This is a genomic window from Actinotalea caeni (assembly GCF_009733795.1).
Lineage (GTDB): Bacteria > Actinomycetota > Actinomycetes > Actinomycetales > Beutenbergiaceae > Pseudactinotalea > Pseudactinotalea caeni.
The window spans coordinates 70,636-84,797 of record NZ_WNXX01000010.1 but is presented as its reverse complement, the minus strand read 5'-3'; the positions used below and the strand labels follow the sequence as shown (position 1 = coordinate 84,797).

Genomic DNA, 14,162 nt, shown 5'->3' with positions numbered 1-14,162 from the left:
GCGTGCCGGGCTCGGCGCCCGGCGTGGTCCCCTCAGCCAGGGGAGACGGGGATCTCGAAGAACGTCGACGGGTGCGCGGCGCGCGCCTCGCGCTCCGCGGTGGTCCAGAAGGCGGCGGCGACGGCCGCGAGCGGGGCGGCCGGAGCCGCGACGTCGTTGCCGAGGGTCCGGGGCTGCGGCTGACCCGGGGCGCCCGACGGCGCGGCGGGGCCCTGGGGTGCCGAGGGCGCAGCGGGGTCGGGGGTCGTGTCGTGGCCGTCGGCGCTCGCTGCCTCGGCGGGCGCCGTGGTGGCGGGCAGGACGCCGGACGGGGCCACGCCGGGGCTCGGTGCCTGCACAGGTGCGAGCACGGCCCCGGTGCCGGCGGCCGGTGGCGCGTCGACGTGCGCAGCCGGCGACGGGGCGTCTGCGACGTCGGCGGCCAGGACGTGGACCAGCGGGGGGCGTCCGGGGGCGGAAGCGCCCGCCTCGGGTACGGGAGTGCCCGCCTCGGGCGCGGGAGTGCCGGGCGCGGGCGGGTCGGTGCCCGGCACAGGCAGGCTCGTGCCCGGCGCGGGGGGCAGCGGATCGGCGCCGGGCCGCCCGGGCACGAGGACGGGGTCCAGCACGCCGGTGACCGGCTCGAGGGCGTCGGTGACGGGTTGCAGGGCGCCGACGACGGGCTCCAGCAGGTCGGTGACGGGCCCGAGCGACCCCGTCACGGGTGTCAGCAGCCCTCCGACCGGGCCGGTCAGCGGCTCCAGCGCCACCCCGACCGGCGCCACCACGTCGCGGACCTCGTCCAGCACGGGCGCGAGCGGCGCGACGGTCTCCTCGAGCACCGGCGCGACCGGCTCCGCGACGTCCTCGACGACCCCGGCGACCGAGGCGACGACGTCGGTGACCACGGGTGCCAGCGGCGCCGTCACCTCCTCGACGACGGGCGCTACCGGCTCGGTGACCGTCTGGACGACCTCGGCGACCGGGGCGACGACGTCGTCGATCACGGGAGCGAGCGGCTCGATCACGTCCTCCACGACCGGCACCGCCGGTCGCACCGGCTCGGTGACGGTCCCCACGACCTCCGCGACCGGCGAGACGACGGCGTCCACGACCGGGGCGACGGGCGCCGTGACCTCCTCGACGAGCGGCACCACGACATCGCCGACGAGGGGGTCCAGCAGGTCGCCCAGCGGGCCGGCGGACGCCTCCTCGGCCGACGCGACCGACAGCGCGAGCCCGGCGCCGACGAGCGTCCCGAGCAGGAGGGAGCGGCGCAGCCAGCGCAGCACGGGGAGCGGCCCGCTGCTGCGCGTGCGCCGCGTCGTCCTCACCTGCGTCCCCCGACGGATCAGCTCGTGCAACCGGCCGGCGGGGGCCGAGCCAGGGTGCGTGACGGTTCAACCGTAGTGGCAGCGGGCGCTTCCCGTCATGTGAACAGCGGGGGAGCGCGCCCGGTGCTTCGCGCACGCCGTACTAGACTGCGCAGCGAGCTTGACGTGCTCCGGGGTCGGTGAAAGTCCGAACCGGCGGTGACAGTCCGCGACCCGACAGCGGCGGCCCTCCCGGGCCGACGGTGGCGGTTGACCTGGTGGAACTCCAGGACCGACGGTGAAAGTCCGGATGGGAGGAAGCACGCGACGGCGACGCCTCCGGGCGCCGTCGTCGACAGGCGGGTGCCCGATGCACCCCTCTCACCCCGGGACGCGCCGGGGGAGAGGACGTCTGCGATGGCACAGCCGGCTGAGTCGGCACCGTCGGCACGGTCGCGCCCCACGTCCGCAGGACCAGCCGTGCGCCCTGAGCGCACCATCTCCGCCCCGGTCGTCCTCGGGATCGTGGTCGTGGTCGTCTGGGCGCTGCTGGCGGCGGCGCTCGGGCCCGTGCTCGTGCCGTCACCGGCGGACCTCGCCGTCCGCCTCGTGGCCGAGGTGGCCGACGGCGACCTGCTGCTCGGTGCCGCGAGCACCTTCGGCGTCAGCGCCCTCGGCTGCCTCCTGGGGCTGCTCGTCGCGCTGCCGCTGGGGTACCTGCTCGCGAGCTCGACGACCGCGTCGGCGGCGCTGGGCCCGTACCTGGCGGCGTCCCAGGCGATCCCGGCGGTGGCGTTCGCGCCGCTGCTCGCGCTGTGGTTCGGCTACGGCCCGTTCCCCAAGGCGCTGCTGTGCGCGCTGCTCGTGTTCTTCCCCATCCTGCTCAACACCGTGCTCGGGCTGACGACGATCGACCGCGACGTCGTCGACGCCGCCCGGGTCGACGGCGCCGGCCGGTGGCAGCTGCTCGTGCACATCCAGAGCCAGATGGCGCTGCCGTCGGTGCTCACCGGTGTCCGCAACGGGTTCGTGCTGTCGATCACCGGTGCAGTGGTGGGGGAGTTCGTCATGGGCGGTCGTGGGCTCGGCGAGCTGCTGACCGTCTTCCGCGATCGCGTCGACACCGAGGGCATGGTGGCGACGCTGGTGGTCATGGCGGCCCTGGCGGTCGCCATCAATCTGGCCGTGCGCGGCCTGGAGAGGACAGTTCGATGGTGGTGACGAGACGGCAGGCGCTGCTGCTCGCCGCGGCGGCAGCAGGGACCGCCCTGACGGCGACGGCGTGCACGGACCCGACCCCGGGCGCGCCCGACGCGCGCGTGACGATCGGGCTCACGTACGTGCCGAACGTGCAGTTCGCGCCGTTCTACCTGGCGCAGCAGCGGGGGTACTTCGCCGAGGCCGGGGTCGACGTGACGCTGCGCCACCACGGTGAGTCCGAGGACCTGTTCGGGGCGCTGACGGCGGGCCGCGAGCAGATCGTGGTCGCCGGCGGCGACGAGATGCTGCAGGCCCGCTCGCAGGCCGTGGACGTCGTCAGCATCGCGACGCTCTACCAGGAGTACCCGGTGGCGCTCATCGTCCCCGAGGACAGCGACATCACAGGTCCGGCCGACCTCGCCGGCCGTACGGTCGGTGTGCCGGGGCCCTACGGCGAGACGTGGTTCGGGCTGCTGGCGATGCTGCACGAGGCGGGGCTGACGACCGACGACGTGGAGGTCGCCACGATCGGCTACACGCAGCAGGCCGCGCTCTCGGGCGGGCACGTCGACGCGGTCATGGGCTACGTCAACAACGACGTGCCGCAGTTCCGCGCCACCGGGCTCGCCGTGGAGGCCGTGCCGATCGGTGACGTGCCGCTCGTCGGCATCGGGCTGGGCACGACCTCCCGGATGACGCAGCACCAGGGTGCGGCGCTCGCCGGGGTGGTCGCGGCGGTCGGCCGCGCGGTCGCCGACATCGCCGCCGACCCCTCGCTCGCCGTCGAGGCGGCCGCGGAGGAGATCCCCGGCTCGATCACCGACGAGCAGCGCGAGATCATGGGCGCGGTCGCCGAGGCGACCGTGCCGCTCTACGGCGACCTCACCGGTGCGTGGGGCGAGCACGACGACGCCCGCTGGGAGGCGATGGCGGGCACGATGCTCGAGCTGGGGCTCATCGAGGAGCCGGTCGAGGCCGGCGAGGCCTTCACCGACGCCTTCATCGGGTCCTGAGCCGTTCGCGTGACCCGCGGCCGGTCCGGCCGCGGGTCGCCCGAACGGTAGGCTGGCCACCCGTGAAGACCTTCGACGAGCTGTACGCGGAGCTGGCGGAGAAGGCGCGCGAGCGCCCGGCCGGCTCGGGCACCGTGGCGGCGCTGGACGCCGGCGTGCACGCGATCGGGAAGAAGGTCGTCGAGGAGGCCGCCGAGGTCTGGATGGCCGCCGAGCACGAGGGTCGGGAGCAGACCGCGCTGGAGATCTCCCAGCTGCTCTACCACCTGCAGGTGCTGATGGTCGCGACGGGTCTCACCCTCGACGACGTCTACGAGCATCTCTGAGCCGAGCGCTCCGTCCGACCCCGCACCGCCCGATCACCCGAAGGAGCACCCGTTGCTTCGCATCGCCGTCCCGAACAAGGGATCCCTCGCCGAGCCGGCCAGCGACATGCTGCGCGAGGCCGGCTACCGTCAGCGCCGCGACGGACGTGAGCTCGTCCTCACCGACGAGGCCAACGACGTCGAGTTCTTCTTCCTGCGCCCGCGCGACATCGCCGTGTACGTCGGCTCCGGCACCGTCGACGCCGGCATCACGGGTCGCGACCTGCTGCTCGACTCCGGGGTGGACGCGGTCGAGCACCGCGCGCTGGGCTTCGCGACGTCGACGTTCCGCTTCGCCGGGCCGCCCGAGGCGGTCCGGACGCTCGCCGACATCGCCGGCAAGCGCGTGGCCACCTCCTACCCGGTGCTGGTCGGCGGGTTCCTCCGCGACCGCGGCATCGAGGCCGAGGTGGTCAGGCTCGACGGCGCGATCGAGTCGACCGTCCGGCTCGGCGTCGCCGACCTCGTCGCCGACGTCGTCGAGACCGGCTCCACGCTGCGTGCTGCCGGACTGGAGGTCTTCGGCGAGGAGATCCTCACCTCCGAGGCTGTGCTGATCCGACCGGCGGGCGACCCGCACCCGAAGCTCGCGGTGCTCGACCGCCGGCTGCACAGCGTGCTCGTGGCGCGGCGCTACGTGCTCATGGACTACGACGTGCCGGACTACGCCGTCGAGCGGGCCGTCGCGATCACGCCGGGGCTGGAGTCGCCGACGGTGTCGCCGCTGCACACGAAGGGCTGGGTCGCGGTCCGCGCGATGGTCGAGCGGGACGCGACGAACCAGCTGATGGACCGGCTCTACGACGTCGGGGCACGGGCGATCCTCGTCACCCAGATCCACGCCTGCCGGATCTGACGATGGCGGCGGCGCGACGTGTCTTCCGGCCGCGCGCCACGCTGGCGGTCTGCGTCGTGCTGGCCGCGGCGTTCGTGGGCGGTGCCGCGTTCCTGCTGGTCTCGCTCGACGGCTACGGCTTCGACCGCGTCGCGATCCTCGTCATGGTCGGCATCGTCGTGGTGGTGACGGCGCTGCTCGGGCGGGTGCGGGCCGTCGCCGACGCCGACGGTCTGGAGATCCGCAACCCTGTCCGACGGCGGCGCGTCGCGTGGTCGCAGATCGTCGCCGTGCACCTCGGCGTGCACGACTCGTGGGTGCGGCTCGACCTCGACGACGGCACCACCTGCGCGCTCATGGCGATCCAGGCGGCCGACGGCGCCCGCGCACGTCGGGACGCGGCCTGGCTGCGCGACCGGGTCGCCGAGCACGAGGGCCGCGAGCCCACCTGACCGCCGGCCCAGGCGGGCGTCGGGGCCCCGCCGGGTCTAGAGGTAGAGACCCGTCGAGACCTCGACGCGCTCGGCGGCGACGGCGTGCAGGTCCTTCTCGCGCAGGATCACGTAGGTCTCGCCCTGGATCTCGACCTCGTTCTGGTGCTCCTCGCCGAACAGCACCCGGTCGCCGACCTTGACCGTGCGCACGTGGGGACCCACGCCGAGCACCGCAGCCCAGTGCAGGCGCTTGGCCATCTGGGCGGTGGCGGGGATGACGAGCCCGCCCGACGACCTGCGCTCGGCGTCGTCGGGGGACATCTGCACGAGCACGCGGTCGTGCAGCATCATGATCGGGAGCTTGCCTCCTGGACCGGTTGCCACGGTCCCCAACCTACGTCAGGTCCAGCAAGGTCGTCGCGTGCACCCCGGCCGCCGCGGCGGCGAGGAACGGGGCCGGGTCGTCGGCCAGCCCGCGGCCCATCGTGGACAGCGGCACGGGGCAGTCGCGCAGCGCGTCCTCGAGGCCGTCGACGGGCACCCGGTGCAGGTCGTGACGCTCGCGCAGCGCCTCCGCCTGCTCGGCGACGAGCAGGCCCAGGTCGCCCGGCAGCTCGGGCACGACGACGTCGGCGCGGGCCAGCGCCACCCGGCCGTAGGCGGTGAGGCTGTGGTGGGAGATGCCTCGGTGCCGCTCGCGCGGGTCGGCCCCGGAGACGCGCAGGCTGGCGACCGCGCGACCGCCGAGGGTGGCGACGGCGTTGACCGCGTCGCCCGCGGCGACGCCGGAGAAGCCCCAGCGGGTCCCGGTGCCGAGGTTGCCCGGTCCCTGGCTGACGACGACGACGTCGCAGCCGAGCACCAGCCGTGCGGCCAGCAGCCCCGAGTGCAGCGAGACCGCCTCGACGTCGCCGCCGAAGGCCTGCCCGACCGTCACCGACGCGGCGAGCCAGCCGGCCTCCCGGAGCCCCGCGACCGCTCGGGAGAACCACAGCGGCAGCGCGCCGCCGTCGGTCATCAGGTAGCCGACGCGCGCCTCCGGACGGCGTGCCCGCACCCCGGCCACGACCGCCGGCAGCGCCGAGTGGAGATCGGCGACGACGACGGGCATGCCGTCGAGGTCGTCGGCGTCGCGCAGCAGCTCGTGGTGCTCCGACTCCTGCTCGTCGGCACCGAGCACGAGCGTCTGCAACGGCGTGTACCTGGCCTTGACGAGGTGGCCGGGCGCGGCCGGCGGGTCGGGAGGCAGCCGGTCGGGCAGCGCCGCGACGAACGCGTAGCCGCCGGTGCCCAGCCCGCGCTGCAGCGCCGCCGTGGTGAGCAGCACCCGGTCGCCGACCTGCGGCGCCCCCACGAGCCCGGGGTAGGCGAGCGCGCGCACCGGCTCGCCGTCGACCGTCGCGGTCAGCTCCTGCGCGCCGGGCCAGGACCGGCCCAGCGCGGCGACGACACCCTCGCGCCACGTGATCACGCTGCGACCCTAACGGCGACCACCGGTGCACGCCCGCGGCGACGACGGGCCACGCGACGGCGGTCGCTGCGCGGCGCGTGCGCGTCCTCGCGCTAGCGTGACCGCATGAGCGAACGGGTCGACGCGGCGGAGCGGATGCTCGACCTCGTCATCGCGCTCTCGCACACCCGGCACCGCATGACGAAGGCCGAGATCCGCGCCAAGGTCAACGGGTACGGCTCGAGCACGTCCGACGAGGCGTTCGAGAGGATGTTCGAGCGCGACAAGGAGCACCTGCGGCAGCTCGGCATCCCGATCGTCACGCTCACCGACGCCGTGCACGAGGACGAGGTCGGCTACCGCATCGACACCGCGGCGTACTCGCTGCCGCCGATCCACCTGTCGCCGGCCCAGATGGGCGTGCTCTCGCTCGCCGCCGAGGTGTGGCAGGACTCCACGTTCGCCTCCGCCGCGCGCCGCGGCCTCGTCAAGCTCAAGGCGGTCGCCGACGGCTCCGCGGCCGCCGCACCGGGCGTCACGCTGCGGGTGCGCGGGCCGGAGCCGGCGATGGACGACCTGCTCGCGGCGATCGCCGAGCGCGCCCCCGTGCGGTTCTCCTACCGCGCGGCCTACAGCGGCGAGGTCACGGTCCGCACGGTCGAGCCGTGGCGCGTCTACGCGCGCGACCGCGGCTGGTACCTCGTCGGTCACGACCGCGACCGGGACGCGCAGCGCTCGTTCCGCACCTCGCGGATCATCGGCCGGGTCGAGCGCGTGGGGGAGCCCGGCAGCGTCGTCATCCCCGAGGAACGGGTGCCGACGCCGGAGCGCGTGTTCCGGGTGCCCGTCCGGCTCGCGGTGCGCCCCGAGGGCGCCGCGGCGCTGCGCGCACGCGGTGAGGTCGTCGACAGCATCGAGACGCCGGCGGGCGTGCGCGACGTGCTCGCGCTCGAGGTGAGCGACGTCGCCTACCTCGCCGACGAGATCGCGGGCTACGGCGACACGGTCGTGGTGCTCGACCCGCCGGACCTGCGCGCGTCCGTGCTGCGGCGGCTGCGCGCCGTCGCCGCGCTGGGGGAGGGCTGATGGCCGAGACCGCACCGGAGCGCCTCACCCGGATGCTCGCGATGGTCGCCTACCTGCGCGACCACCCGGCCGTCACGGTCGACGAGGTGGCCGAGCACTTCGGCATCACCCCGAGACAGGTGCTCGCCGACGTCAACACGCTGTGGGTCTCCGGCACACCCGGGTACATGCACGGCGACCTCATCGACTTCTCCAGCGACGACCTGGAGCACGGCGTGCTCACGCTGCTGGACTCGCGCGAGATGGACCGACCGCTGCGCCTCTCCCCGGGCGAGGCGGTGGCGCTGCTGGTGGCGCTGCAGTCGCTCGCGGCCACGCTCGGCCCCGACGACGCCGAGCTGGTGGAGGAGACGATCGCCGTGCTGCGCACGGCGGCGGGGGAGGCGGCGGTCGCCGCCGACGCGATCCGGCTCCACAGCGGCGGGCGGGCGCTCGACGAGCGCGTGCAGCAGGTGCGCGAGGCGCTGACCAGCGGTCGCCGGCTGCACCTGCGCTACGTCTCGGCCTCGGACCAGATCACCGAGCGCGAGGTCGACCCGCTGCAGCTGCTCACCGACTCCCAGCGCTGGTACCTGCTCGCCTGGTGCCGTCGCGCCCAGGACGTGCGGCAGTTCCGGGTCGACCGCATCCTCACGCTGCGGGTGCTCGACGTCCCCGCCGACCCGCACCCCGACGTCGAGCTGACCGGCCGTCCCGAGCCCGACACCGCACGCGCCACGCAGGTGCGGTTCGAGATCAGCCCGCGCACCCGGTGGCTCGCCGAGCAGCTGCCCGGCGCCCGCACCGAGGACCTCGTGGACGGCTGGATCGCGATCACGGTCGGCGTGGTCGACATGGCCTGGCTCGCCAACCTGCTCATGGGTCTGGGCGACGACGTGCGCGCCGTCGAGCCGCCCGACGTCGCCGCACAGCTGCGCGACCGCGCCCGGTCCGCGCTGGCCGCGTACGCGGCGCTCGACCTCCTCTGACGGGCCTACGAGCGGTAGGTTGGCGAGGTGATCTGGTTCGCGGTCTGGACGACGCTGGTGCTCGCCACCCTGGCGGGCGCCGCGCTGCTCGGGCTGCGGCTGTGGCGCTCCGGCAAGGCGCTGCTCGCCCAGCTGCACGAGACCGGTGAGGTGCTCGACCGGCTGCAGGACCGCATCGACGAGCTCGAGCGGGCGCGGACCGAGACCGACCCCGTGCCGGACCTGGTCGCGACCGACGAGCAGCGCGCCCGGTGGCGGGCGGTGCGCGCCACCAACCGAGAGCGTCGCGAGGAGCGGCGGCGCCGCCGGCGTGCCGCGACCTACGCGCGCTGGCGCGACGCGGGCCTGCCCTCCTGAGACCGGCGCACGGCCGGTGCCCGCGGCGTGCACGCGCCCGCGGATGACCTAGACTGATCAGGTTCGACCCCCTCGAAGCGGAGACATCATGCGCCCTCAGGCCTGGCACCTCATCGTGCTGCTCGTGGTCATCCTGCTGGTGTTCGGCGCCAGCAAGCTGCCTGACATCACTCGCAACGTCGGCCGCTCGATGAAGATCTTCAAGGAGGAGGTCCGCGACCTCCGCGACGACAGCACCACGGTGCGGGACGCCGTCGACCCGAACCCGACGCTCACGAGCAGCGCCGACACCACCGTCGACACCACGGCCAGCGACGCGCAGCGCGGCGTCACGCCGCCCGGAGGCGGCGCGCCCTCCGACGTGCCTCCGCAGCCCGGACGGTAAGCGCCGGTGGCCCGAGTCACTGGGTCGCGGAAGGACAACCCGGAAGCGCGGATGGCGCTCGCGGAGCACCTCAAGGAGCTCCGCCGCCGCGTGATCCTCGCGGTGTCAGGAATCCTCGTCGGTGCCGTCATCGGCTGGCTGCTCTACAGCCCGACGTTCATCGGCAGCGTCGTCTTCGACGCCGGACCCGACGGCGTCACCAAGGTGCTCGGGCCGGCGATGCTCTTCGACAGCGTCGGCCTCGGCCCCTGGCACCTGCCCGGGGTGTTCGAGACGCTCCAGGACCCCGTCGAGCAGCTGCAGCGCAAGCGCCCCGAGCTGGTCACGCTCAACTTCCAGGGCATCGGCACCGCGTTCGACATGCAGCTGCGGATCGCGTTCTTCACCGGTCTGCTGCTCACCTCGCCCTGGTGGATCTACCAGATCCTGGCGTTCGTCTCGCCCGGTCTGACGAGCAAGGAGCGCCGCTACACCTTCGGCTTCCTCGGCGCCGCGGTGCCGCTGTTCGCGGCGGGTGCGCTGCTCGCCTGGACCGTGCTGCCGCGGGCGCTGGAGATCCTCATCGGGCAGTTCACGCCCGACAACACCACGAACCTGCTCGCGGCCGACGTCTACCTCAAGTTCGTCATGCAGCTCGTGCTCGCGTGCGGTGCGGCCTTCCTGCTGCCGCTGGTCATGGTGGCCATGAGCTTCATGGGGGTCGTCAAGGGCTCGACCTGGCTCAAGGGCTGGCGGTGGGCCGTCGTCGGCATCTTCACGTTCTGCGCGTTCGTCACGCCCAACCCCGAGCCGACCGCGATGATCTTCCTCGCGATGCCGATCCTCGCCCTGTACTTCATCGCGGTCGGCATCTGCCACGTCCACGACGACCGGGTCGCCAAGCGGCGCGCCCAGGAGGACGCCGAGCTCGCCGGTGCCTCCAGCGCGGCAGCCTGAGGCGCGCCTGATGGCCGTCCTCGGGGTCGTCGTCAACCCTGCCGCCAACGGCAACCGCGGGTCCGCCCCGGGCGCCGGGGTGGTGCGCGAGCTCACGGCGGCCGGGCACGAGGTCATCGACCTCTCCGCCGACTCCGCCGAGGCGGCCCAGCTGCGGGCACGGACCGTGTGCACCGAGGGCGGCCGGCGCCCCGACGCCGTCGTCGTCGTGGGCGGCGACGGGATGGTGCACCTGGGCGTCAACGCCGTCGCCGGCACGGGCGTCCCGCTGGGCCTGATCGCGATCGGCAGCGGCAACGACTTCGCGCGCACGGTCGGGCTCCCCGCGCACGACGGCCGCGCCGCGCTGCGGGCGCTGGAGGCGGCGCTGGAGCAGGGACCGCGGCCGATCGACGTGCTGCGGGCCGACGGCGCGCACGGCACCCGCCGCACCGCGTGCGTGCTCTCGGCCGGGTTCGACGCCGCCGTCAACGCCCGCGCGAACACCTACACGTTCCCGCCCGGCGGCGGGAAGTACCTGCGCGCCGTGGCCGCGGAGCTGCGGGGCTTCCGCCCGTACGGCTACACGATCACGATCGACGGGCAGCGCCGCGAGCTCGCCGGCACGCTCGTCGCGATCGCCAACGGTCCCTACTTCGGCGGCGGCATGAAGATCGTCCCGCAGGCCCGCAACGACGACGGTCTCGCCGACGTGCTCATCGGGCACGAGGTCACCGCCGGTCAGCTGCTGCGGCTGCTGCCGAAGATCTACGCGGGGACCCACGTGCAGCACCCGGCCGTCGAGATCGTCCGGGCGCGCGAGGTCGTCGTCGAGCCGCTCGCCGGTCACCCGCCGCCGCCCGACGCGTTCGGCGACGGCGAGCTCGTCGGTGCGCTGCCGCTGTCGGTGACGGTCGAGGCCGGTGCGGTGCAGCTGCTCGCACCCGCGTAGGTTGGCGTCATGACGACCCCGGCCGAGCGGTACGCCGCGGCGGTGCTGCGGCAGCAGCGCGCGCGCAGCGAGGTCGGGCGGTTCGCGGCCACCTTCCCGTTCGAGCTCGACGACTTCCAGGTGCGCGCCTGCGAGGCGGTCGAGGCCGGCGAGGGCGTGCTCGTGGCGGCCCCGACCGGCGCCGGCAAGACCGTGGTGGGGGAGTTCGCCGTCCACCTCGCGCTCGCCCAGGGGCGCAAGGCCTTCTACACGACGCCGATCAAGGCCCTGAGCAACCAGAAGTACGCCGACCTGGTGCGCCGCCACGGCGCCGCGTCCGTCGGCCTGCTCACGGGCGACACCGCGGTCAACGGCGACGCGCCCGTCGTCGTCATGACGACCGAGGTGCTGCGCAACATGCTCTACGCGTCCTCGCCGGCGCTGGACGGGCTGGGCTACGTCGTCATGGACGAGGTGCACTACCTCGCCGACCGGTTCCGTGGCCCGGTGTGGGAGGAGGTGATCCTGCACCTGCCGCTGGACGTGCAGGTCGTCTCGCTCTCGGCGACGGTCTCCAACGCCGAGGAGTTCGGCGACTGGCTCGCCGAGGTGCGCGGCGCGTGCACGGTCGTCGTGTCCGAGCGCCGACCGGTGCCGCTGTGGCAGCACGTCATGGTCGGCCACGAGCTGCACGACCTGTACTCGGCCGACGTCGACCCGACCGACCCCGGCGTCAACCCGCCGATCTCGCACGAGCTGCTCGAGGCGATCCGCTCGCTCGAGCGCAGCGGCGACCGCCGTCGCGGCAGCCGCGAGACGCGCGGCCGCGGGCGGGGGCGCTACCACCAGCGGCGGCAGCTCGTGCGGCCGCCCGCCCGGGGCGCGGTGGTGGCCCACCTGGACCGGGCCGGGCTGCTGCCGGCGATCGTGTTCATCTTCTCGCGCGCAGGCTGCGACGCGGCGGTCGCGCAGGTGGTGCACTCCGGGATCCGGCTCACCACGCCCGCCGAGCGTCGGGCGATCGCCGACGTCGTCGCCGAACGCACCGCGACGCTGCCGCCCGAGGACCTGGCGGTGCTGGGTTTCGACGCCTGGGAGCACGCGCTGCTCGCCGGCGTGGCGGCGCACCACGCCGGGCTGCTGCCCGCGTTCAAGGAGACCGTCGAGACGCTGTTCGCGCAGGGGCTCGTCAAGGTCGTGTTCGCGACCGAGACGCTGGCGCTCGGCATCAACATGCCCGCGCGCACCGTCGTGCTGGAGAAGCTCGTCAAGTGGGACGGCAGCGGGCACGCCGCGATCACGGCGGGGGAGTACACCCAGCTGACCGGCCGTGCGGGCCGCCGCGGCATCGACGTCGAGGGCCACGCCGTCGTGCTCTACGCCTCCGGCCTCGACCCGGTCGCGCTCGCCGGTCTCGCGTCGCGCCGCACCTACCCGCTGCGCTCGGCGTTCCGACCGACCTACAACATGGCGGTCAACCTCATCGCGACGACGGGCTGGGAGCGGGCGCGCGAGGTGCTCGAGACCTCGTTCGCGCAGTTCCAGGCCGACCGTGGTGTCGTCGGGCTGGCGCGACAGGCCCGCAGCCACACCGAGGCGCTGAGCGGCTATGCCGAGGCGATGAGCTGCCACCTGGGCGACTTCGGCGAGTACATGGACCTGCGCCGCCAGATCGGCGACCTCGAGGCCGAGCTGTCGCGGAGCCGCTCGCGCGCGCAGCGCGACGCGGTCGCCGAGACCCTCGCCGCGCTGCGTCGCGGCGACGTCATCCAGGTGCCGAGCGGGCGGCGGGCCGGCTACGCCGTCGTCCTGGAGCCGCCGACGTCGGGTCTCGACGGCGGTTCGGTCACCGTGCTGACCGACGGCGGCCAGGTGCGTCGCCTCGTCGGCGGCGAGGTGCCCTACGGCACCCGCGCCGTCACCCGTGTGAAGATCCGCAAGGACTTCAGCTCTCGGCGGCCCAAGGACCGCCGCGACCTCGGCTCCTCGATGCGCAACGCGCTCGGCGCGCTGGCCGACAGCACGCCCGAGCGCGTGCGCAGGCCCGCCGGGGACCCCCGCACCGACGACCGGCTGACCGCGCTGCGCACGGCGCTGCGCGCCCACCCCTGCCACGGCTGCGCGGACCGCGAGGAGCACGCGCGATGGGCGCACCGCTACCAGCGGCTGCGCGCCGAGCACGACGCGCTCGTCCGGCGCATCGAGAACCGCACGTCGTCCATCGCGCGCGACTTCGACAAGGTGTGCGGCGTGCTGGCCGAGCTGGGGTACCTGACCGCGCCCGGCCCCGAGGCCCGGGTGACCGAGCAGGGGGAGTGGCTGCGTCGCGTGTACTCCGAGCAGGACCTGCTCGTCGTCGAGTGCCTTCGGCAGGGTCACTGGGACCGGCTGGACCCGGCCGGGCTCGCCGGCGTCGTGGCGGCGGTGCTGTACGAGTCGCGCTCCGACGAGCCGACGCCGCGGCCGCGGCTGGGCAGCGGCGCGCTCGCCGAGGCGGTCGCGGCCACCGAGGGCGTCGCGCGCGAGCTCGCGGTCGTCGAGGCCGAGGCCGGGCTGACCGGGCGGCCGCCGCTGGACCTGGGGCTCGTCGTCGCGGTCGAGCGCTGGGCGCGCGGCGCGATGCTGGAGCAGGTGCTCGACGCCGACCTGGCCGCCGGTGACTTCGTGAGGTGGGCCAAGCAGGTCATCGACCTGCTCGACCAGCTCGCCGACGCGGCGCCGTCCGCCCGGTTGCGCGAGACCGCCCGGGCGGGCGTGCACGCCGTTCGGCGCGGCATCGTGGCCGTCGGCACCGTCTGACACCCGTCCGGCCGTCACCCGGGCAGCCTGTTAACCCACACCCGGCCCGGACACACCGACCGACACGCCGGTGGCGCGGAAAATACCTGGACACGCCGCAGGCCGCTGACCTGCGCAGACGCCCGTGACCTG

At 74.5% G+C, this 14,162-nt stretch carries 15 protein-coding genes and 1 riboswitch; of the genes, 12 read left to right on the top strand and 3 right to left on the bottom strand.

The genetic code is table 11. The features are described from left to right. Window positions 1-32: 32 nt before the first annotated feature. Window positions 33-1,313, bottom strand: a complete 1,281-nt coding sequence (locus GPA02_RS10605) for a hypothetical protein (RefSeq protein WP_156199898.1) — start codon at window positions 1,311-1,313, stop codon at window positions 33-35. A 163-nt stretch (window positions 1,314-1,476) separates the two neighbouring features. After that, window positions 1,477-1,618, top strand: a riboswitch (FMN riboswitch). Between the two features lie 154 nt (window positions 1,619-1,772). Here GPA02_RS10605 and GPA02_RS10600 point away from each other — a divergent pair. The 5 genes from GPA02_RS10600 to GPA02_RS10580 all read left to right on the top strand — a co-directional run bounded on the left by GPA02_RS10600 (window position 1,773) and on the right by GPA02_RS10580 (window position 5,157). Then, window positions 1,773-2,513, top strand: a complete 741-nt coding sequence (locus GPA02_RS10600; protein WP_204986573.1) for an ABC transporter permease — start codon at window positions 1,773-1,775, stop codon at window positions 2,511-2,513. Then, window positions 2,504-3,505, top strand: a complete 1,002-nt coding sequence (locus GPA02_RS10595) for an ABC transporter substrate-binding protein (protein ID WP_156199897.1) — start codon at window positions 2,504-2,506, stop codon at window positions 3,503-3,505. The genes GPA02_RS10600 and GPA02_RS10595 overlap by 10 nt, the downstream gene beginning before the upstream one ends. A gap of 62 nt (window positions 3,506-3,567) precedes the next feature. After that, complete coding sequence (locus GPA02_RS10590; protein ID WP_156199896.1) at window positions 3,568-3,831, top strand: phosphoribosyl-ATP diphosphatase; 264 nt, start codon at window positions 3,568-3,570, stop codon at window positions 3,829-3,831. Between the two features lie 52 nt (window positions 3,832-3,883). After that, window positions 3,884-4,726 (top strand): ATP phosphoribosyltransferase, encoded by an 843-nt coding sequence (hisG, locus tag GPA02_RS10585; RefSeq protein WP_156199895.1) that lies wholly within the window; start codon window positions 3,884-3,886, stop codon window positions 4,724-4,726. A 2-nt stretch (window positions 4,727-4,728) separates the two neighbouring features. Then, window positions 4,729-5,157 (top strand): PH domain-containing protein, encoded by a 429-nt coding sequence (locus GPA02_RS10580; protein ID WP_156199894.1) that lies wholly within the window; start codon window positions 4,729-4,731, stop codon window positions 5,155-5,157. 36 nt (window positions 5,158-5,193) lie between these two features. Here the strand turns inward: GPA02_RS10580 and GPA02_RS10575 are convergent, their stop codons facing one another. Next, the gene (locus GPA02_RS10575) at window positions 5,194-5,523 is read right to left on the bottom strand and encodes a GroES family chaperonin (protein WP_460361432.1); all 330 of its coding nucleotides are present in this window, start codon (window positions 5,521-5,523) and stop codon (window positions 5,194-5,196) included. Window positions 5,524-5,533: 10 nt separating this feature from the next. Further along, window positions 5,534-6,610, bottom strand: a complete 1,077-nt coding sequence (locus GPA02_RS10570; RefSeq protein ID WP_156199893.1) for a DUF3866 family protein — start codon at window positions 6,608-6,610, stop codon at window positions 5,534-5,536. A 105-nt stretch (window positions 6,611-6,715) separates the two neighbouring features. On the opposite strand from GPA02_RS10570, the gene GPA02_RS10565 reads away from it, so the two are divergent. The 7 genes from GPA02_RS10565 to GPA02_RS10535 all read left to right on the top strand — a co-directional run bounded on the left by GPA02_RS10565 (window position 6,716) and on the right by GPA02_RS10535 (window position 14,030). After that, window positions 6,716-7,675, top strand: coding sequence for a helix-turn-helix transcriptional regulator (locus tag GPA02_RS10565; RefSeq protein WP_156199892.1), 960 nt, complete (start codon window positions 6,716-6,718; stop codon window positions 7,673-7,675). Continuing rightward, window positions 7,675-8,643: a helix-turn-helix transcriptional regulator gene (locus GPA02_RS10560; protein ID WP_156199891.1), complete on the top strand. Its 969-nt coding sequence runs from the start codon at window positions 7,675-7,677 to the stop codon at window positions 8,641-8,643. The genes GPA02_RS10565 and GPA02_RS10560 overlap by 1 nt, the downstream gene beginning before the upstream one ends. A gap of 27 nt (window positions 8,644-8,670) precedes the next feature. After that, window positions 8,671-9,000, top strand: a complete 330-nt coding sequence (locus GPA02_RS10555; protein WP_156199890.1) for a hypothetical protein — start codon at window positions 8,671-8,673, stop codon at window positions 8,998-9,000. A gap of 88 nt (window positions 9,001-9,088) precedes the next feature. Beyond that, the gene (gene tatA / locus GPA02_RS10550; protein ID WP_156199889.1) at window positions 9,089-9,385 is read left to right on the top strand and encodes a twin-arginine translocase TatA/TatE family subunit; all 297 of its coding nucleotides are present in this window, start codon (window positions 9,089-9,091) and stop codon (window positions 9,383-9,385) included. 51 nt (window positions 9,386-9,436) lie between these two features. Then, window positions 9,437-10,321 (top strand): twin-arginine translocase subunit TatC, encoded by an 885-nt coding sequence (gene tatC / locus GPA02_RS10545; RefSeq protein ID WP_162457750.1) that lies wholly within the window; start codon window positions 9,437-9,439, stop codon window positions 10,319-10,321. 10 nt (window positions 10,322-10,331) lie between these two features. Next, window positions 10,332-11,252, top strand: coding sequence for a diacylglycerol/lipid kinase family protein (locus GPA02_RS10540; protein ID WP_156199887.1), 921 nt, complete (start codon window positions 10,332-10,334; stop codon window positions 11,250-11,252). 9 nt (window positions 11,253-11,261) lie between these two features. Next, complete coding sequence (locus GPA02_RS10535) at window positions 11,262-14,030, top strand: DEAD/DEAH box helicase (RefSeq protein WP_156199886.1); 2,769 nt, start codon at window positions 11,262-11,264, stop codon at window positions 14,028-14,030. The last annotated feature ends 132 nt before the right edge of the window (window positions 14,031-14,162 follow it).

Bases quoted from the DNA above. Each gene is read 5' to 3' on its own strand.
- GPA02_RS10540 (WP_156199887.1), top strand. From the start codon at position 10,332: ATGGCCGTCCTCGGGGTCGTCGTCAACCCTGCCGCCAACGGCAACCGC.
- GPA02_RS10535 (WP_156199886.1), top strand. From the start codon at position 11,262: ATGACGACCCCGGCCGAGCGGTACGCCGCGGCGGTGCTGCGGCAGCAG.
- GPA02_RS10560 (WP_156199891.1), top strand. From the start codon at position 7,675: ATGGCCGAGACCGCACCGGAGCGCCTCACCCGGATGCTCGCGATGGTC.
- GPA02_RS10565 (WP_156199892.1), top strand. From the start codon at position 6,716: ATGAGCGAACGGGTCGACGCGGCGGAGCGGATGCTCGACCTCGTCATC.
- tatA (WP_156199889.1), top strand. From the start codon at position 9,089: ATGCGCCCTCAGGCCTGGCACCTCATCGTGCTGCTCGTGGTCATCCTG.
- GPA02_RS10580 (WP_156199894.1), top strand. From the start codon at position 4,729: ATGGCGGCGGCGCGACGTGTCTTCCGGCCGCGCGCCACGCTGGCGGTC.
- tatC (WP_162457750.1), top strand. From the start codon at position 9,437: ATGGCGCTCGCGGAGCACCTCAAGGAGCTCCGCCGCCGCGTGATCCTC.
- GPA02_RS10595 (WP_156199897.1), top strand. From the start codon at position 2,504: ATGGTGGTGACGAGACGGCAGGCGCTGCTGCTCGCCGCGGCGGCAGCA.